At 71.9% G+C, this 18,479-nt stretch carries 20 protein-coding genes; 8 read left to right on the top strand and 12 right to left on the bottom strand.

Annotation, left to right across the window (positions count from 1 at the left end; translation table 11 throughout):
* Positions 1–92: 92 nt before the first annotated feature.
* Positions 93–1,136: an NUDIX hydrolase gene (locus QF032_RS05500; protein ID WP_307040556.1), complete on the bottom strand. Its 1,044-nt coding sequence runs from the start codon at positions 1,134–1,136 to the stop codon at positions 93–95.
* Between the two features lie 143 nt (positions 1,137–1,279).
* Positions 1,280–1,474 (bottom strand): hypothetical protein, encoded by a 195-nt coding sequence (locus QF032_RS05505; RefSeq protein ID WP_306954672.1) that lies wholly within the window; start codon positions 1,472–1,474, stop codon positions 1,280–1,282.
* Between the two features lie 118 nt (positions 1,475–1,592).
* Between QF032_RS05505 and QF032_RS05510 the strand changes: the two genes are divergently transcribed.
* Entirely contained in the window at positions 1,593–2,528 is a 936-nt protein-coding gene (locus QF032_RS05510) for an ADP-ribosylglycohydrolase family protein (RefSeq protein ID WP_307040557.1), read from the top strand.
* A 162-nt stretch (positions 2,529–2,690) separates the two neighbouring features.
* Here QF032_RS05510 and QF032_RS05515 read toward each other — a convergent pair whose 3' ends face one another.
* The gene (locus QF032_RS05515; RefSeq protein WP_307055144.1) at positions 2,691–3,653 is read right to left on the bottom strand and encodes an ROK family protein; all 963 of its coding nucleotides are present in this window, start codon (positions 3,651–3,653) and stop codon (positions 2,691–2,693) included.
* A gap of 233 nt (positions 3,654–3,886) precedes the next feature.
* Between QF032_RS05515 and QF032_RS05520 the strand changes: the two genes are divergently transcribed.
* The 3 genes from QF032_RS05520 (at position 3,887) to QF032_RS05530 (ending at position 6,144) form a co-directional block, all read left to right on the top strand.
* Complete coding sequence (locus QF032_RS05520; RefSeq protein WP_307049930.1) at positions 3,887–4,924, top strand: LacI family DNA-binding transcriptional regulator; 1,038 nt, start codon at positions 3,887–3,889, stop codon at positions 4,922–4,924.
* A gap of 7 nt (positions 4,925–4,931) precedes the next feature.
* A complete protein-coding gene (locus tag QF032_RS05525; RefSeq protein WP_307040561.1) occupies positions 4,932–5,669 on the top strand; it encodes a hypothetical protein in 738 nt (245 codons plus the stop codon).
* An 85-nt stretch (positions 5,670–5,754) separates the two neighbouring features.
* Complete coding sequence (locus tag QF032_RS05530; protein ID WP_307040563.1) at positions 5,755–6,144, top strand: VOC family protein; 390 nt, start codon at positions 5,755–5,757, stop codon at positions 6,142–6,144.
* A 146-nt stretch (positions 6,145–6,290) separates the two neighbouring features.
* On the opposite strand, the gene QF032_RS05535 is transcribed toward QF032_RS05530, so the two are convergent.
* Positions 6,291–7,595: a DUF6986 family protein gene (locus tag QF032_RS05535; RefSeq protein ID WP_307055145.1), complete on the bottom strand. Its 1,305-nt coding sequence runs from the start codon at positions 7,593–7,595 to the stop codon at positions 6,291–6,293.
* 199 nt (positions 7,596–7,794) lie between these two features.
* Between QF032_RS05535 and QF032_RS05540 the strand changes: the two genes are divergently transcribed.
* A complete protein-coding gene (locus QF032_RS05540) occupies positions 7,795–8,718 on the top strand; it encodes an endonuclease/exonuclease/phosphatase family protein (RefSeq protein WP_307055151.1) in 924 nt (307 codons plus the stop codon).
* A gap of 63 nt (positions 8,719–8,781) precedes the next feature.
* Here the strand turns inward: QF032_RS05540 and QF032_RS05545 are convergent, their stop codons facing one another.
* The 4 genes from QF032_RS05545 to QF032_RS05560 form a co-directional block, all read right to left on the bottom strand.
* Positions 8,782–9,744, bottom strand: coding sequence for an electron transfer flavoprotein subunit alpha/FixB family protein (locus tag QF032_RS05545; protein ID WP_306954663.1), 963 nt, complete (start codon positions 9,742–9,744; stop codon positions 8,782–8,784).
* A 53-nt stretch (positions 9,745–9,797) separates the two neighbouring features.
* Complete coding sequence (locus QF032_RS05550; RefSeq protein WP_306954661.1) at positions 9,798–10,586, bottom strand: electron transfer flavoprotein subunit beta/FixA family protein; 789 nt, start codon at positions 10,584–10,586, stop codon at positions 9,798–9,800.
* 218 nt (positions 10,587–10,804) lie between these two features.
* Positions 10,805–11,314, bottom strand: a complete 510-nt coding sequence (locus tag QF032_RS05555; protein WP_307040569.1) for a flavin reductase family protein — start codon at positions 11,312–11,314, stop codon at positions 10,805–10,807.
* A gap of 208 nt (positions 11,315–11,522) precedes the next feature.
* Positions 11,523–11,936 carry a TlpA family protein disulfide reductase gene (locus QF032_RS05560; RefSeq protein WP_306954659.1) on the bottom strand — a complete coding sequence of 138 codons (414 nt, stop codon included), beginning with the start codon at positions 11,934–11,936 and terminating at the stop codon, positions 11,523–11,525.
* 75 nt (positions 11,937–12,011) lie between these two features.
* Here QF032_RS05560 and QF032_RS05565 point away from each other — a divergent pair, with 75 nt between their 5' ends.
* Together QF032_RS05565 and QF032_RS05570 are read left to right on the top strand one after the other, a co-directional pair.
* On the top strand, positions 12,012–12,428 hold the full coding sequence (locus tag QF032_RS05565; RefSeq protein WP_307040571.1) for a DUF4395 domain-containing protein: 417 nt from the start codon (positions 12,012–12,014) through the stop codon (positions 12,426–12,428).
* A gap of 207 nt (positions 12,429–12,635) precedes the next feature.
* Entirely contained in the window at positions 12,636–13,364 is a 729-nt protein-coding gene (locus tag QF032_RS05570; RefSeq protein WP_307055153.1) for a lysophospholipid acyltransferase family protein, read from the top strand.
* Between the two features lie 95 nt (positions 13,365–13,459).
* Here QF032_RS05570 and QF032_RS05575 read toward each other — a convergent pair whose 3' ends face one another.
* The 4 genes from QF032_RS05575 to QF032_RS05590 form a co-directional block, all read right to left on the bottom strand.
* Positions 13,460–14,053, bottom strand: a complete 594-nt coding sequence (locus QF032_RS05575) for a transglutaminase domain-containing protein (RefSeq protein ID WP_307040575.1) — start codon at positions 14,051–14,053, stop codon at positions 13,460–13,462.
* Between the two features lie 103 nt (positions 14,054–14,156).
* Positions 14,157–15,227 (bottom strand): threonine aldolase family protein, encoded by a 1,071-nt coding sequence (locus QF032_RS05580; protein WP_306954655.1) that lies wholly within the window; start codon positions 15,225–15,227, stop codon positions 14,157–14,159.
* Positions 15,224–15,970 carry an SDR family oxidoreductase gene (locus QF032_RS05585; RefSeq protein WP_307040577.1) on the bottom strand — a complete coding sequence of 249 codons (747 nt, stop codon included), beginning with the start codon at positions 15,968–15,970 and terminating at the stop codon, positions 15,224–15,226. The genes QF032_RS05580 and QF032_RS05585 overlap by 4 nt, the downstream gene beginning before the upstream one ends.
* A gap of 71 nt (positions 15,971–16,041) precedes the next feature.
* Complete coding sequence (locus QF032_RS05590; RefSeq protein WP_307040579.1) at positions 16,042–17,439, bottom strand: DUF6421 family protein; 1,398 nt, start codon at positions 17,437–17,439, stop codon at positions 16,042–16,044.
* A 287-nt stretch (positions 17,440–17,726) separates the two neighbouring features.
* Between QF032_RS05590 and QF032_RS05595 the strand changes: the two genes are divergently transcribed.
* Positions 17,727–18,410: a glycerophosphodiester phosphodiesterase gene (locus tag QF032_RS05595; RefSeq protein ID WP_307055155.1), complete on the top strand. Its 684-nt coding sequence runs from the start codon at positions 17,727–17,729 to the stop codon at positions 18,408–18,410.
* Positions 18,411–18,479 lie beyond the last annotated feature (69 nt).

Here is an 18,479-nt window from a genome sequence, read left to right on the forward strand (position 1 = left end):
GCCGCTGTCCTGACACGGCTGTCCGGGCAGAAGGGCCGGGAGGTTGTGTCCCGGCGGCGGCCGCGCGGAGCGTCCTCGCCCGACCGCCGCGCTCACCCCTGCGGAACGCCGGCCTCGAGGTAGAGCGCGGCCCCGCGCTCACGGGCCCGCAGCGCCCAGCGCAGCCGCTCGTAGCGGACCGGCGGCAGCAGGTCGGCGGCCTCCTCCTCCGTCACGAAGCGCCAGGCCCGCAGCTCGGGGCCGGGCAGCAGCAGCCCGTCGACGGCAGCGGCGTCGAGCCGGCCGCCGTCGAAGAGAAGCCGCAGGCCCCCGTAGCGGGGCGGCGCGGGCCGCTCCCAGTCGACGACGAGCAGCGGGGGAACGTCCGCCAGCCGGATCCCGGTCTCCTCCTCGACCTCGCGGATGCCCGCGCGCGCGGGCGCCTCGCCGGGTTCCACCACACCGCCGGGAAACTCCCAGCCGGGCTTGTAGGTCGGGTCGACGAGCAGCACCCGGTCCCGGTCGTCGAAAAGGAGCACCCCGGCGGCCAGCGTCTCGGCGGTGGGCTCGGGGGTCTGCACGATGTCGCACGCGGACACGGCGCCGCTGCCGACCGCCTCGGCGATCCGGACGGCGGTCGCGTGCGGGGTGAGGGCGCCGTTGTCCACGAGGTGGGCGTCGGCGGTGAGCCAGGACGCGAGGGCGGCGCGGTAGGGCTCGATGTGGTCGTACGACCACTGCCGCACCCGTATCTCACCGTCGGGGAGGTCCACGGGGATCTCCCGGCCGGCTATCCGCTCGCGCAGGATCGTTTCCGCCGGAGCGAGAAGCACGTGCCGGACAGCGATGCGGCGGGCCGCGAGACCGCCGAAGATCTCGTCGCGGTACTCCTGCCGCAGCAACGTCATGGGGACGACGAGGGTTCCACCCAGTTCGGCGAGGAGCGCGGCCACCGTGTCGATCACGAGTCGCCGCCAGATCGGCAGGTCCTGGTAGTCGCCGACCTCGGCGAGGCGCTTGGGCGGCAGCAGGTGCGGGAGCGCCGCGCCGACGACCTCGGGGTCGAAGAACGTGCTGTTCGGGATCAGGTCGATCAGCTCCCGTGCGGTGGTCGTCTTTCCCGCACCGAACGCGCCGTTGATCCAGACGACGGTCACGGTTCCCCCTCTTCTGTCGGCCCCCTGTGGCTTGCCCGCTCCACCCTGCCCCGGAAACCAGTTCGCGTTGAGAACGCGCGGACGCGCCGACGCCGGCGCCCCTCGCGGTGGGGCGCCGGCGTCGTGGCCTCGGGGGCGGTCCGTCAGTCGGTCTGCCCGAGGGCATCGTCGTCCACGGCGAGGCTGTCGCTGGAGAGGGTGTGGTCGAGCGAGCTGAGCGTGTCTCCTACGTTCAGTCCGTCGAGGTCGTCGGCGGCCAGGCCGTGCGAGGGGCTGATCGCCGCGACGACGAAGCCGGTGGCGAGGGAGGCGATGGCGAGCATGCTGCGCTTCTTCATGCGCGGATCAACTGCGCGAGCGGGCCCGGAGTCACGCCCGGCCCGGCAATCCGTTCGCGCGGACCACCGGCCGGCGGCGAGAATGCCGTGATCGCCGACGTCATCGAGGAGTTGTGCCATGAACGGTCCGCCCCACGCCCACGCCGGCCTGGACGGGCTCGTGATGGGAGACGCGTTCGGCGACGCCTGGTTCACCCGCTCCGACGAGCCCGCGGAGGAACTGTGGGCGGCTCGCGAGCCGCGTCCCGCACCCTGGCTGTGGACGGACGACTCGGCGATGGCCTTCGTGCTGTTCGCCCACCTGACGGCCCACGGAGAGGTCCGGCCGGGCGATCTGGCGACCGAGTTCGCCGCCGAGTACGGCCGTGACCCGGGGCGTAAGTACGGCCCGTCCATGCACGGCGTGCTGCGGCGCGTCGCCGAGGGCGAGGACTGGCGCGCGGTGACCACCGGCCAGTTCGGCGGACAGGGTTCGCACGGCAACGGCGCCGCCATGCGGGTGGCCCCGCTCGGCGCCTGGTTCCGGGGCGACCCGGGCACGGCCCGCGAGCAGGCCCGGCTGTCCGCGCTCGCGACCCACGCCCATCCGGAGGCGGTGGCGGGCGCGGTGGCCGTGGCGGTCGCCGCCGCGCTGGCCGCCGGCCTCGACGGTCGGGACGTTCCGCCGCGCGCCGCGTTCCTGCGGGAGGTGGCCGGTCATCTGACGGACGGCGACGTCCGCTCCGGGCTGCTGGTGGCCGCCGGCCTGCCCGGGCACACCTCGGTGCGCCACGCGGCGTCGGTGTTGGGGTCGGGGCGGCTGATCTCCGCTCCCGACACCGTGCCGTTCGCCCTCTGGTGCGCCGCGGGCCATCTGGACGACCTGCCCGAGGCCCTGTGGGAGACGGTGGGCGGATGGGGTGACCGCGACACCACCTGCGCGATCGTGGGGGGAGTCGTCGCGGCCCGCATCGGCACCGCGGGCGTTCCGGCCGCCTGGCGTGCGGCGCGCGAGGACATCCCCGCGCGCAGCGGCTGGGACCCGCTCGTCGCGACAGAGGTGGGCGTGGGCTGAGGCCCGCCCCCGCCGCGGGAACCGGCGGCGCCGTGACGGAGGACGGCACGGCCCCCTCACCAACGGCACGGACCCCGCCACCAGCACCAACGGCACCGGCACCGGCACCGGCACCTCCAGCAAGCGCAGAGACGTTGGCCGGAACGTTCCTTCTTCGTCCCGTCAGACCGCTGCCGTCGTGGTGACGGCCCCCGCTCCTTGCGCCGCCAGGGCGGCCGCCGCCGCTCCCACCAGGCCCGCGTCGGTGCCCATCTGCGCGGGAGTCACCGTCAGGCGGCGGACGAAGGAGAGGGTGGCGTAGTCCCGCAGGGCCAGGCGCAACGGCGCGAAGAGCACCTCACCCGCCTTGCCGACACCGCCGCCGACCACCGCGATGTCGATCTCGACGAGGGTCGCGGTGGCCGCGATGCCGGCGGCCAGGGCCTGGGCGGCCCGTTCGAAGGAGGCCACGGCGACCGGGTCGCCCGCGCGGGCGGCGGCGGCCACCGAGGCCGCGGAGACGTCGCCGTCGGGGCCGGGCAGCCAGCCGTTCTCCAGCGCCCGTCGGGCGATGTTGGGGCCGCTCGCGATGCGTTCCACGCAGCCGCGCGCCCCGCACGGGCACGCGTCGCCGTCGAGTTCGACGCTGATGTGGCCGATGTGTCCCGCGTTGCCCGTGGGCCCCGGGTGCAGCCGGCCGCCCAGGACCAGGCCTCCGCCGACGCCGGTGGAGACCACCATGCACAGCGCGTTGTCGTGGCCGCGCGCGGCGCCCTGCCAGTGCTCCGCCGCGGTGATCGCGACGCCGTCGCCGATCAGCTCGACCGGCAGCCCTCCGGTCGCCGCCCGGACCCGCTCGACCAGCGGGAAGTCCCGCCAGCCCGGCACGTTCACCGGGCTGACCGTGCCCGCGGATGCGTCCACCGGCCCGGCGCTGCCGATGCCCACGGCGTGGACGCGCTCCCACCGTGGCGACGCGGTCAGCTCACCCAGCACCTCCCCGACGGCGCGCATCACGGTGTCGCCGCTCTCCTGCGCCGGAGTGGGACGCTGGGAGCGTGCCAGGATCGTTCCGTCGCCTTCCACCAGCGCACCGGCGATCTTGGTGCCGCCGATGTCCAGCGCGGCCACGAGGTCGGTCTGCATCAGTCTGGGTTCTCCCCGTCCACCATGGAAAAGAGCTGCCGGTCCAGCGGTATGGGGGACGCAGGCCGGAGTTTGCGACGGACAGTGTCCCCCGCACCTGACAACGTTGTCCAGGCTCTATGCTCGACGCCACATCCTCATACAGACCCAGGGGCCACGCACCCCCCGTGCGCAACATTCTGTGGAAGGCGTGCGTGACCGCCCCCGTGGACGACAGGACAGGACACAGCATCGTGCCCGAGACGCAGCGCCGGCCCGAGAATCGTTACGGCAACCGTCCCACCATGAAGGACGTGGCAGCTCGGGCCGGAGTCGGCCTCAAGACCGTGTCGCGCGTGGTGAACGGCGAGCCGGGGGTCACGCCCGAGACGGAACGGCGCGTCCAGGAGGCCATCGACGCGCTCGGCTTCCGCCGCAACGACAGTGCGCGGGTGCTGCGCAAGGGCCGCACGGCCAGCATCGGGCTGGTCCTGGAGGACCTCGCCGACCCGTTCTACGGGCAGCTCAGCCGCGCGGTGGAGGAGGTGGCCCGGGCGCACGGGGCGCTGCTCATCAACGGCTCCAGCGCCGAGGACCCGGACCGCGAGCAGGAACTGGCGCTCGCGCTCTGCGCACGCCGGGTGGACGGACTGGTGGTGATCCCGGCAGGGGACGACCACCGCTATCTGGAGCCCGAGATCAAGGCGGGAGTGGCCACGGTGTTCGTGGACCGGCCGGCCGGGCGGATCGACGCCGACTGCGTCCTGTCGGACAACTTCGGAGGGGCCAGGGAGGGCGTGGCCCATCTGCTGGCGCACGGGCACCGCCGGATCGGCTTCATCGGCGACATGCCGCGCATCCACACCGCCGCCGAGCGTCTGCGCGGCTACCGCGCGGCGATGGAGGAGGCCGGGATACCGGTCGAGGACGCCTGGATGTCCCTGGGTGCGACCGATCCGGTGCGGGTGCGGCGGGCGGCCGAGGAGATGCTGGCCGGTCCCGCGCCGGTGACGGCGGTCTTCTCCGGCAACAACCGGGTGACGGTCACCGTGATCCGGGTGCTCGCCGAGCAGACCCGCCGGACCGCGCTGGTGGCCTTCGACGATTTGGAGCTCGCCGACCTGTTGCAGCCCGGTGTCACCGTGGTCGCCCAGGACGCGGCCACGCTCGGCCGTACCGCCGCGGAACGCCTGTTCCGGCAACTGGACGGCACCCTGCTGGTGCCCGAGCGGATCGAAGTGCCCATCCGGCTCGTCGCGCGCGGCTCGGGCGAGCTGCCGCCGGCGGACTGAGCCGGTCGTGGACGCCCGCGGCGCGCGTCGCACCCTGGAGGCGCTGGGGCTGGCCGAGGCGCCGCGCGACCGCCCGCTGAGCTATCCGGGGGTGTGGCCGGACCGGTCCGGCCTGCTCGACGGGGACGAGTGGCTGCCGCTGGACCGGCTGACGCATCCGGGCCGGACTCCGGTGGTGGCCGTCGGCTCCAACGCCAGCCCCGCCCAACTGCGGCTCAAGCTGGCCGCGTTCGACGTCTCCGCAGCCGTCCCGATGACGAGGGCGCGGGTGACGGGCGTGGAGGTGGGGGTGTCGGCGCACATCAGCCGGGCCGGATACGTGTCCGCGTCTCCCGTCCACGCCCCCGCCGTCACCCGGGAGCTGTTCGTCATCTGGCTGGACGCCGGCCAGCTCGACGTGCTCGACGCGACCGAGCCGAACTACGACCGGGTCCTGCTGCCGGCGCCCGGGTTCCGGGTCGAGCTGGAGAACGGCGAGGCACTCCTCGATGCGTTCGCCTATGTGAATCACCACGGCGTGCTGCACGACGGCTCGGGCGTTGCGCGCAGACATCCCGGACAGCGCGCCCTGATCACGGAACTCCTGGCAGAGTCGGCGGAGTTGCGGCGGCTGTTCGGAGCCACGCCGGAGGAGTTCTGTGCCCGGGCCCGAGCCGACGCACGGCGCTGCGAGCAGGGGACACGGCTGTTCGCACTGGAGAAGAGAGTGACCGCTTCCGGCCTGGAGCACCTGCGCGTCCGTTAGGGTGATCGAACGGCGTCGCGTGTCGGTCACCGGCCGGGTGAGGCATGGAGGCGCCCGTGAGTTTGCCTTACGGAGGCAATCACACATGTCAGTCGAGTTGAACCACACCATCATCCATTCCCGGGACAACCGGGAGTCCGCCGAGTTCCTCGCCCACATCCTGGGACTCGAAGTCGGGGCCGAGTGGGGCCCGTTCGTCCCGGTGGCCACCGGCAACGGGGTCACCCTGGACTTCGCCGCGATCCCGGCGGAGTCGATCGTCATGCAGCACTACGCCTTCCTCGTCTCCGACGAGGAGTTCGACGCCGCCTTCGACCGGATCGAGCGGGCGGGGATCACCTATTTCGCCGATCCGCACGGCAGGCAACCAGGTGAGATCAACCATCACCACGGCGGCCGGGGCGTGTACTTCATGGATCCCGCCGGGCACGGCATGGAGATCATCACGCGCCCGTACGAGTTCCCGCAGCAGTAGTCGCCGCCCGGCAGCGGCCGGGAGGGGGGCGGGGCGGGGGCCGCGCGTGTCGTCGCGCGGCGCCGGTCCTCGGCGAGGAGGCCCCGCCCCACCGGCCGGGCGCCTCCTCGCCCCTGGGAAGGCCCGCGTCCGCCCCGCTCCGGGTACTACTGCGCGGCGACGGTGAGATCCCCGCGGCGCGGCGAGGCGAACGCTTCCAGCGCCGGCCGGGTCAGCCCGGTCGCCTCGTCCACCTCGGCAGGGTCGAGTGCGCCGCAGTCCAGACCGCGCAGCAGATAGCCGCTGAGGGCCTTGGCGGTCGCCGGCTCGTCCATCACGTCGCCGCCGGCCCGGGCGGCGTACCGGGACAGCCGCTCGGCGGCCTGGACGAAGCCCTCGCGGTAGAAGGCGAAGACGGCCGCGTAACGGGTGGGCAGGTGGCCCGGGTGCATGTCCCAGCCCTGGTAGTAGGCGCGGGCCAGGGCACGACGGGTGAGGCCGTAGTGCAGCCGCCAGGCGTCGTGGACCTGTGCGGTCGGGCCGACCGGCAGGACGTTCGTGGAGCCGTCCGAGACGCGCACACCGGTGCCCGCGGCCGCGACCTGCATGACCGCCTTGGCATGGTCGGCGGCGGGGTGGTCGCTCGCCTGGTGGGCGGCGGAGACGCCGAGGCAGGCGCTGTAGTCGAAGGTGCCGTAGTGCAGGCCGGTGGCCCTGCCCTCGGCCGCCTGGATCATGCGGGCGACCGCGGCGGTGCCGTCGGCGGCGAGGATGGACTGGCTGGTCTCGATCTGGATTTCGAAGCCGAGCCGCCCGGGGGTCAGACCGCGCGCCTCCTCGAAGGCCTCCAGAAGCCGGACCATGGCGGTGACCTGCTCCGGGTACGTCACCTTCGGCAGGGTGAGGACCAGACCGTCGGGCAGGCCGCCGGCGTCCGCCAGGCCGGTGAGGAAGACGTCGAGGGTGCGGATGCCCCGGTCGCGTACCGCGGCCTCCATGCATTTCATGCGGATGCCCATGTAGGGGGCGGCGGCGCCCTCGGCGTACGCCCGCGCGATCAGCCGGGCCGCCCTGGCGGCCGCCTCGTCCTCCTCCGCGTCCGGGCGGGGTCCGTAGCCGTCCTCGAAGTCGACCCTCAGGTCTTCGACGGGCTCGCCTTCCAGCTTGGCCCGCACGCGCGCGTACACCGGCTCGGCGAGGTCGTCGGACAGGCCGAGACAGGCGGCGAAGGAGGCCGCGTCGGGGGCGTGCTCGTCGAGGGCCGCGAGGGCCTGGTCGCCCCAGGAGCGGATCGTGCCGCCGTCGAAGACGTCGCCGGGGACGTAGACGGTGTGGACGGGCTGGCGGGTGCCGGGGTCGCCGGGATAGCGGCGGTCGAGTTCGGCGTCGACCGGGGCCAGGGACGCGCTGATCTTCTCGCTGACGGCGCCCGCGAGGCTCGTCGCCACCGTCTCCTGCCTGCCCTGACCCATTCCGCATCCTCCAGTTTTCCGCTGTACGGAATCAACAATCCGTAGAATGAAGTTATCCGGGCGTCTTCCGGTGGGTCAACACCCTGTCCACGGTGTCGCCCCCGCGCCTCTCGCCGCACCCACGCCCTCTTCCGTACGACAGTTCCCCCCTTCATCCTGTCTCACGGGGCGCGCGCGGGACCGGAGACGAGGGGGACGCATGACGAGGAGCGGCAGGCCGACCCGGCGGGCGGGGCTGAGGACCGTGCTGGCCGCCGTGGCCGCCGCTCCTCTGATCGGCACGGCAGGGGCGTCCGCGGCCCGGCAGGAGAGCCTGCCCCGCGAGCTGCTCCGGCCCGTGCCCGTCCCCTCGCTCGAGGTCATGACGTTCAATCTTCGCTTCGCCTCCGCCCGCAGGCCCCACAGCTGGTCCGTCCGCCGCCCCGTGATGCGGGCGTTGCTGCAGCGGGCGGCCCCGCACGTCATCGGCACCCAGGAGGGCCGCCCGAAGCAGTTGCGGGACATCGCGGCCGACCTCGCACCGCACTACGACTGGATCGGTACCAGCCGCGGCGTGGGCGCCGACGAGGCGGTGGCCGTCTTCTACGACAGGCGCCGGCTCGCCCCGGCCGAGTACGAGCACTTCTGGCTCTCCGACACTCCAGGGGTGCGCGGCTCCAACACCTGGGGCGGTGGCCATCCCCGCATGGTCACCTGGGTCCGCTTCCGCGATCTCCTGGACTCGGGGCGACAGTTCTGCGTGCTCAACACCCATCTCGACAACGCGAGCCAGTACGCGCGCGAACGATCCGCCGCACTCATCGCCGCGCGGATCTCCCGGTTCGACCCCTCGCTGCCGCTGCTGCTGACCGGCGACTTCAACACCCTCGCGCACGCGAACCCGGTCTACGACAGGCTGCTCGCCGCCGGCCTGGTGGACACCTGGGACACGGCCCGCACACGGGGCGACGCGTACGCCACGTACCACGGGTACAAGCCGCTGACGCCGAACGGGGGCCGCATCGACTGGATCCTCGCGACGCCCGGCGTCCGCGTCCAGCGGGAGTGGACCGACACCTTCAGCGTGGACGGTCAGTACCCGAGCGACCATCTTCCCGTGCAGGCCTCGCTGACCCTGGGATGAGCGAAGGCCCCCGCGACCGGGGAGGTCACGGGGGCCCGGTGCGGTTCCGCGACCGCCGGGTGATCAGCCCTTGCGGGTCTTGATCTCCTCGGTGAGCTGGGGGACGACGTCGAAGAGGTCGCCGACGACGCCGTAGTCGACCAGGTCGAAGATCGGGGCCTCGGCGTCCTTGTTGACGGCGACGATGGTCTTCGAGGTCTGCATGCCGGCGCGGTGCTGGATCGCGCCGGAGATGCCGTTGGCGATGTAGAGCTGCGGGGAGACGCTCTTGCCGGTCTGGCCGACCTGGTTGGTGTGCGGGTACCAGCCGGCGTCCACCGCGGCGCGGGAGGCGCCGACGGCCGCGCCGAGCGAGTCGGCGAGGGCCTCGATGAGTCCGAAGTTCTCCGCGCCGTTGACGCCACGGCCGCCGGAGACGACGATCGCGGCCTCGGTCAGCTCCGGACGGCCGGTCGACTCGCGCGGGGTACGGCCGGTGATCTTGGTGCCGGTGGCCTGCGCCGAGAAGGTGACGGCGAGGGCCTCGACCGCGCCGGCGGCGGGAGCGGCCTCGACCGCGGCCGAGTTGGGCTTGACGGTGATGACCGGGGTGCCCTTGGAGACGCGGGACTTGGTCGAGAAGGACGCGGCGAACACCGACTGTGTGGCCACCGGGCCCTCGTCGCCGGCCTCGAGGTCGACGGCGTCGGTGATGATGCCGGAGCCGATGCGCAGCGCCAGACGGGCGGCGATCTCCTTGCCCTCGGCGGAGGACGGGACGAGGACGGCGGCCGGGGAGACGGCGGCGACGGCGGCCTGCAGCGCGTCCACCTTCGGCACGACGAGGTAGTCGGCGTACTCGGAGGCGTCGTGGGTGAGGACCCGGGTGGCGCCGTGCTCGGCCAGCGCGGCGGCGGTGCTCTCGGCGCCGGCGCCCAGCGCGACCGCGACGGGCTCGCCGATGCGGCGGGCCAGCGTCAGCAGCTCCAGGGTGGGCTTGCGGACGGCGCCGTCCACGTGGTCGACGTAGACGAGGACTTCAGCCATGGGATTTGCTCTCCTGCGAAACGAAGTTGAGGGGGCGGTCGGCGAGGGGCTTTTTAGATGAACTTCTGGCCCGCGAGGAACTCGGCGAGCTGCTTGCCGCCCTCGCCCTCGTCCTTGACGATCGTGCCCGCGGTGCGGGCGGGGCGCTGGGTCGCGGACTCGACCGCGGTCCACGCGCCCTCGAGACCGACTTCCCCGGCCTCCAGGTCCAGGTCCGACAGGTCCCAGGACTGAACCGGCTTCTTCTTCGCCGCCATGATGCCCTTGAAGGACGGGTAGCGCGCTTCACCCGACTGGTCGGTGACCGACACGACGGCCGGCAGGGACGCCTCGAGCTGCTCGGAGGCGGCGTCGCCGTCGCGGCGGCCCTTGACCGTGCCGTCCTCGACCGACACCTCCGAGAGCAGGGTGACCTGCGGGACTCCCAGGCGCTCGGCCAGCAGGGCCGGGACGACGCCCATGGTGCCGTCGGTGGAGGCCAGACCGGAGATCACCAGGTCGTAGCCGGCCTTCTCGATCGCCTTGGCCAGCACCAGGGAGGTGCCGATGGCATCGGTGCCGTGCAGGTCGTCGTCCTCGACGTGGACCGCCTTGTCGGCGCCCATGGAGAGGGCCTTGCGCAGCGCGTCCTTGGCGTCCTCGGGGCCCACCGTCAGGACGGTGATCTCCACGTCGTCGTCGGAGTTCTCGGAGATCTGCAGCGCCTGCTCGACCGCGTACTCGTCGAGCTCGGAGAGCAGACCGTCCACGTCGTCCCGGTCGACGGTCAGGTCATCGGCGAAGTGCCGGTCGCCAGTGGCGTCGGGCACGTACTTCACAGTGACAACGATCCTCAAGCTCACGCCGGCTCTCCTACTGCATCGTCAGTTACGGCTGCCTTCTTCCAGGCAGCATAGGCGTCACAAGCGGCCGATCCCGGTTGGGGCGGCCTGCGCTCCCGAGCGAAATATTACTCGTCAGTACACCCAGTGCGTTCCCGCTAAGCAAGCGCTTTGAACTGTGACCTTCGCAACGCAGCGTAACCGGAACCCGACGACTCCGCAGCGGACCGCGGCCGTGATCAATCCCGCAGAGCCGTGAAGCGCCCCTGGTGGTACAGCAGCGGACGACCCGCTCCCTCCGGGTCCCCCAGCACCACCTCGGCCAGCACGATCCGGTGGTCTCCGGCGGGCACCCGCGTGACGACGCGGCACACCAGCCACGCGAGCACGCCGTCGAGGACGGGTACGCCCTCCGGCCCCTCGCGCCAGGCGGTGGGCGGGCCGAAACGGTCCGCGCCGCTGCGGGCGAAGGTGGCGGCGAGCTCCTGCTGGTGCTCGCCGAGTATGTGGACGCCGACATGCCGCGCGCGGGAGACCGCCGGCCAGCTGGAGGCGCCGGTGCCGATGCCGAAGGAGAGCATCGGGGGCTGGGCGGAGACGGAGCTGAGGGAGGTGGCGGTGAAGCCCACCGGACCGTCCGGCGCGGCCGCGGTGATCACGGCGACTCCGGCCGCGTGCCGCCGGAAGACGGAGCGCAGGAGATCGGGCGAGGCGAGCTGGGGGGCGCCGAGGCCGGGCACGGCCGTCATGAAGTTGTCCTTCTGCGGGGAGGGGTGTCGGGGTCCGTGGATGCTCAACGGGCCGGACAGCACGCGCTCGCGGTACGGCCCAGGTCGACGTGGGCTCGTCCGTGGAGAAGGAGTTCCTCAAACATGGGGCCAGGCTGACGAGGGGCGGCGGCCGCAGTCAAGTGCGCAGCGGCATCTGGGAGATGCCTCACCGTCCCCCACGAGGCGGTCACACCGCCTCCCCCAGGGCCGCGACGACGTCGGCCTTGCGGGGCTGACCGGCGGCGCGCCGGACGATCCGACCCTCGGCGTCGAGCACCAGGACCGTCGGCGTCCTGACGATGTCGAGCTCGCGCACGAGGCCGAGGTGCGCCTCGGCGTCGATCTCGATGTGGGCGACCCCGGGGACCGCCGCCGCCACCTCGCCCAGGATCCGGCGGGTGGCCCGGCAGGGCGCGCAGAACGCGCTCGAGAACTGAACGAGCGTGGCGCGTTCCCCGAGCTCCGCCCCGAGGCGGTCCGCTCCGATCCGTCTGCCCTCGTCGCGCCCGCGCACCCGCACCCTCCCGCTCCGCCGCCGCTGCAGCACTCCGAAGGCGCTCGCCGCCGCGAGCACCGCCACGCACACCACCAGTCCGGTCATCTGCCGCTCCAGCGTTCACGAGACCGCAAAGATTCCCGAGCCCGGGAATCGTCTCCGTTGCGGAATGCTTGATTCATGGACATCGACGCGAGGGGCCCGCGCTTCGGGGCCACCGTGACGACCGTAGTGCTCGCGGTCGTCCTGATCACCGGGAACGTCTGGCTGCTGGCCTGGCAGACGCTGGCGTTCGCGCTCGGCGCGGCGGGCGGGCCGGGGCGTTCGCCCTACGGCTGGGTGTTCCGCACGGCCGTTCGCCCCTGGATCGGTCCGCCCACGGAGTTCGAGGCGCCGCAGCCGCCGCGCTTCGCCCAGGCGGTGGGGCTCGCGTTCGCCTGCGTCGGCCTGACCGGATTCGCCCTGGGGCCGCACTGGCTCGGTATCGCCGCGACCGGCGCGGCTCTGGCGGCCGCGTTCCTCAACGCCGCTTTCGGGTACTGCCTGGGATGCGAGATGTACCTGCTCGTACGGCGGGTCGCGGTGCGTGCGGAATAAGTACGTAAAGACGATCTAAAAGAGCGAGGTGGATCGAGAGGAGGATCAAAGGGGTTGACGTGACGAGAATCTCGCCGTTCCCGGGCACCAGGGCTGGCTCCCCGGCCGTTCTTGGGGCACGATCTGCGAGATGCCGCAAACCTACGGCAGCGTAACTTTGCCGTCGGAGGTCTCCTCGGCAGAGAGAAGGAAGGGTCCGCCCCACCCATGGCAGAGCTTGTCTACCGCCCCGTCGTCGGCCTCGCCCAGACGTTGTTCAAGGTCTGGGACCTCAAGATCGACTGCAAGGGGTCGGAGAACATCCCGCGCTCGGGTGGAGCCGTGCTGGTGAGCAATCACATCAGCTACCTCGACTTCATCTTCGACGGCCTGGCCGCCCTCCCGCAGAAACGTCTCGTTCGCTTCATGGCGAAGGAGTCCGTCTTCCGCCACAGGATCTCCGGTCCGCTGATGCGCGGAATGAAGCACATCCCGGTGGACCGCAACCAGGGCGAGACGGCCTACCAGCACGCGCTGGAGTCGCTGCGCTCCGGCGAGATCGTCGGGGTCTTCCCCGAGGCGACCATCTCCCAGTCCTTCACGCTGAAGAGCTTCAAGTCCGGTGCGGCCCGGATGGCCCAGGAGGCGGGCGTCCCGCTGATCCCGGTGGCCCTGTGGGGTACGCAGCGGCTCTGGACAAAGGGCCACCCGCGCAACTTCAAGCGCAGCCACACCCCCATCACCATCCGCGTCGGCGAGGCCGTCGAGGCCTCCCGCGACAAGTACGCGGGCGCCCTCACCCGTCAGCTGCGCGAGCGCGTCCAGGAGTTGCTGGAGGCCGCTCAGCGTGCCTACCCGGTGCGCCCCAAGGACGCGAACGACACCTGGTGGATGCCGGCCCACCTGGGCGGCGCCGCGCCCACCCCGGAGCAGGTGCGCGCGGCCGAGGCGAGCTGAGTCCCGCCCCTCCCGCGACGTAGGCCCTCTCCCCGGAGAGGGCCTACGCGTTTTCCGGGAGCCGGACGGAGCACGCCGGGCGAGCACGGGGGGCCTCACAGCGCGGTGGGGAGGTTCTTCCACAGTTGCGGCCGGTCGGCGGCGGTGCGCAGCGCTTCGAGGACGCCCGGATGCGGCGCGGCGTAGAGGCCGGGGTAGTCCGCCTCGCCCGCCCCGGCGTCGGTGCGGAAGGCGAGCCGTTCGCCGTCCAGGGAGAACCGCGCGTCCACGCCCGGTTTGTTGCCGCGCGGGTCCTGGCGGTGCCACGCCCCGCGGAAGCGCACCGCGACGAGTCCGTGCAGGACGTGGCCGTCCCCCTCGTCGCGTGCGAACCGCTGGTAGCACAGCGCGGTCGGGATGTCCTCGGCCCGCAGCAGCGCGGCCAGCGCGTGGGCCTTGGCGTAGCAGATCCCCGTCCGCCGCTCCAGGACGTCCGAGGCGCGCCAGGTCACCCGCGGGTCTCCGGCGTCCTGCGAGTGAGGGATGGCGTCGCGCACGAACTCAAAGGCCAGTCGTGCATAGACATACGAGTCCTCGGCGTCCCGCGCGAGGCGTTCGGCGGTGGCCCGCACCACCGGGTGACCGTGGTCGATGACCTCGTCGGCAGCCAGATAGGCGGACAGGTCGGGGTTCTCCTGGATCAGCTCCATGGCTGGAGAGCATAGGAAAACGATCACCTGAGAGTCAATGACTTTTCAGGTGATCGCATACCTATGCAGTGAGCGCCGTTGTCCTGCCGCCGGGCGGGAGGCCCTACCGGGCCATCTCCTCCTTCAGGGCTGCGACGAACGCGTCCACGTCCTCCTCGGTCGTGTCGAACGCGCACATCCACCGCACGTCGCCCGCCGCCTCGTCCCAGAAGTAGAACCGGAACTTCTTCTGCAGCCGTTCGCTCACGTCGTGCGGGAGCCGCGCGAAGACACCGTTGGACTGCACCGGGTACAGGATCTCCACGCCGTGCACGGCCCGCACCCCCTCGGCGAGGCGCTGCGCCATCTCGTTGGCGTGGCGTGCGTTGCGCAGCCACAGGTCCTTGGCGAGCAGGGCCTCCAGCTGCACCGACACGAAGCGCATCTTCGAGGCGAGCTGCATGGACAGCTTGCGCAGGTGCTTCATCCGACGCACGGCGTCCTGGTCGATGACCACGACGGCCTCGCCGAACAGCGCGCCGTTCTTGGTGCCGCCCAGGGACAGGATGTCGACGCCGACCGCGTTGGTGAACGTCCGCATCGGGACGTCCAGGGAGGCGGCCGCGTTGGCTATCCGGGAGCCGTCGAGGTGGACCTTCATGCCGTGCTCGTGGGCGTGGTCGCAGATCGCCCGGATCTCGTCGGGCGTGTAGAGCGTGCCGAGTTCCGTGCTCTGGGTGATCGAGACGACCTGCGGCATCGCGCGGTGCTCGTCCTCCCATCCCCAGGCCTGCCGGTCGATCAGCTCGGGCGTGAGCTTGCCGTCGGGCGTAGGGACGGTGAGCAGCTTGAGGCCGCCCATGCGCTCGGGCGCGCCGCCCTCGTCCACGTTGATGTGGGCGCTCTCCGCGCAGATCACCGCGCCCCAGCGGTCGGTGACCGCCTGGAGCGCCACGACGTTGGCCCCGGTGCCGTTGAAGACCGGGAAGGCCTCCGCAGTGGACCCGAAGTGGCTGCGGACGATCTGCTGGAGGTTCCCCGTGTAGTCGTCCTCGCCGTACGCCACCTGATGACCGCCGTTGGCCAGGGCCAGGGCGGCCATCACCTCCGGGTGGGCCCCGGCGTAGTTGTCGCTGGCGAAACCGCGGACCTCGGGGTCGTGACGGCGACGGGCGTCGGTCTTCGCGGGGTTCACGGCTTCTCGGTGAGCCACAGACGCTGTCCGTTCACTTCCCGGGCGGACTTCTCCCAGACGCCGGCGATGGCCTCGGCCAGGTCCTTGACGTCCGTGAAGCCCGCGAACTTCGCGTTGGGGCGGTCGGCGCGCATCGCGTCGTGCACCAGCGCCTTCACCACCAGGATCGCAGCCGCGGAGGTCGGGCCCTCGGCGCCCCCGGCCTTGCGGAAGGCGTCGGCGAGGGCGAGGGTCCAGGCCTCGGCGGCGGCCTTGGCGGCGGCGTACGCGGCGTTGCCCGCGGTGGGCTTCGTGGCCCCGGAGGCGCTGATCAGCACGTACCGGCCCAGATCGCTGCGCTGGAGGGCCTCGAAGAAGGCGAGCGAGGTGTGCTGCACGGTCTTGACCAGCAGCAGTTCCAGGAAGTCCCAGTCGTCCAGGCTGGTCTTGATGAACGTCTCGCTGCCCCGCCAGCCGCCGACGAGGTGGACCACGCCGTCGATGCGGCCGAAGTCCTTCTCGACGCGCTGCGCCCAGTCCCGGGTCGAGTCCAGGTCGAGCAGGTCGACCGGCTCGCCGGTGACGGCGGCGCCGCCGGCCCCGTAGCGGGCCGCGTCGACGGCCTCGGCCAGGCGCTCGGGATCGTTGTCCGCACCGACGACGGTCGCGCCGGCCTCGGCGAGCCTGAGCAGCGCCGCCCGGCCGGCGGGTCCGCCCGCGCCTGCCACCACGACCACCGCACCGCTGAGAGCCCCGTTCCCCATGGTCCTCGCCTCCTGAGCAGTGTTCTGCTCCGCAGTGCCCCGCGGAGCAGTGTTCTCGGTTCGCAGGTCGCTCACGCGGCGATCCGCTCGGCGCCGTCCGCCGTGATGCCCTTGGTGGAGGCGATCACGTTCTTCAGCTTCTTGGACAGTGCCTCATAGAACATGCTCAGCGGAAACTCGTCGGGAAGCACGTCATCGACGAGCCTGCGCGGCGGCTGGGCCAGATCGAGGGCGTCGGGACCCTTGGCCCACTTGGAACCCGGGTGCGGGGCGAGGTAGGTCGAGACCAGCTCGTAGCCGGCGAACCAGTGCACGAGCTTGGGGCGGTCGATGCCGTCGCGGTACAGCGTCTCGATGTCGGCGCACAGCTGGTTGGTGACCTGCGGGGCGCGCTCCCAGTCGATGTGCAGCCGGTTGTCGGTCCAGCGGACGACCTCGTGCTTGTGCAGGTAGGCGAAGAGCAGCTGGCCGCCGAGGCCGTCGTAGTTGCGCACGCGCTCGCCGGTGACCGGGAAGCGGAACATCCGGTCGAAGAGGACCGCGTACTGCACGTCACGGGCCTGCGGGACGCCGTCGGCCTGCAGCTTCACGGCCTCCTTGAAGGCGGTGAGGTCACAGCGCAGCTCCTCGAGGCCGTACATCCAGAACGGCTGGCGCTGCTTGATCATGAACGGGTCGAAGGGCAGGTCGCCGTGGCTGTGGGTGCGGTCGTGGACCATGTCCCACAGCACGAAGGCCTCTTCGCAGCGCTTCTGGTCGTGCACCATGTCGGCGACGTCCTCGGGCAGCTCCAGGCCCAGGATGTCGACGGCGGCGTCGGTCACACGGCGGAAGCGGGCGGCCTCGCGGTCACAGAAGATGCCACCCCAGGAGAAACGTTCCGGCGCTTCCCGGACGGCGATGGTCTCCGGGAAGAGGACGGCCGAGTTGGTGTCGTAGCCGGACGTGAAGTCCTCGAAGGTGATGCCGCAGAACAGCGGGTTGTCGTACCGGGTGCGCTCCAGCTCGGCCAGCCACTCCGGCCAGACCATCCGGAGCACGACCGCCTCCAGGTTGCGGTCCGGGTTGCCGTTCTGCGTGTACATCGCGAAGACGACCAGGTGCTGGAGTCCGTCCGCGCGGCTCGCGGCGGGCTGGAAGGCCAGCAGCGAGTCGAGGAAGTCCGGCACCTCGAAACCGCCCTCGGCCCACATCCGCAGATCCTTGACCACGGCGCGGTGGTAGTCGGCGTCGTGCGGGAGCAGCGGAGACAGTTCCTCGACGGCCTCGATCACCCGCCGCACGGCCTCTTCGGCCTCGCCCCGCGCCGGAGCGCCCTCGGCCGAGAAGTCGATCGACCCGTCCTTCGCCTGCCAGGGCCGGACCTGCTCCACGGCATCCTTGAGCACGCGCCACGCCGGGTGCTCCACCACCCTGGACGCCGGAGGAACCTGCTCCCCCGATGCTGCCTGCACAAGAATTTCCGTCATGTCCCATCCTCCGCTGAAGAACCTCGCGTCATCACACCGTAGACATATGAGGTTTCCTTCAGCAAGTGACCTATCGGGAAATTATCCCGCCCAGCCGCTCCTTCACCGCACTTTTTCCTGCCGGGCAGGGGAGGAGTGTCGGCTTCCGGCGGACCAGGGCGGGTAGGGAACACGTCGGTGCGCACACGCCCGTGCACACGCGCCCGTGCACACACCTGTCCTCACCCCGCCCGGGGCCGCCACGCGGCCTGCCCCTCAAGTCCCCGTCGTCGGAAGCGAGTCGCGTCTTGAACTTCCTCACCATCGGTCACCGTGGCGTCATGGGCGTCGAGCCCGAGAACACCCTGCGTTCCTTCGTCGCCGCCGAGCAGGCCGGCCTCGACGCCATCGAACTCGACCTGCATCTGAGCAAGGACGGCGCCCTCGTGGTCATGCACGACCCCGAGGTGGACCGCACGACCGACGGCACCGGCCCCATCGCCGACCAGACGCTCGCGGAACTGCGCACCCTCGACGCCGGACGCGGGGAACGCGTCCCGCGGTTCGAGGAGGTGCTGGACGTCGTACAGGCGCCCCTGCAGGCCGAGATCAAGGACGTGCAGGCGGCGCGGGCGCTGGCCGAGGTGATGCTCGCACGGGACCTCGTGCGGCGGGTGGAGGTGTCCTCCTTCCACGACGAGGCCGTCGCGGAGATCGCACGGCTGGTGCCCGGGGTGCGCACCGCGCTCATCGGCAGCCGCTACGGCCTCGACATCGTGGACCGGGCCGTCGCGGCCGGCGCCGCGACGGTCTGCCTCAATCTGCGGCGGCTCACCCTTGAGATCGTCGAGGAGGCACGCAAGCGAGATCTGCGGATCATCGGCTGGGTGGTGAACACACAGGAACAGTTGCGGCTGGTGCGCGCCCTGGAGCTGGACGGCGCGACCACCGACTACCCCGACATCAGGCGCACCGGCCGGTTCACCGCCTGAGCGGAGCCCTGCGGGGCCCCGCCGGTCCTGCGGGTTCGCCGGAGACCGGCGGGTTCAGTGGGGCCCTGG

The organism is Streptomyces achromogenes (assembly GCF_030816715.1).
GTDB classification, from domain to species: domain Bacteria; phylum Actinomycetota; class Actinomycetes; order Streptomycetales; family Streptomycetaceae; genus Streptomyces; species Streptomyces achromogenes_A.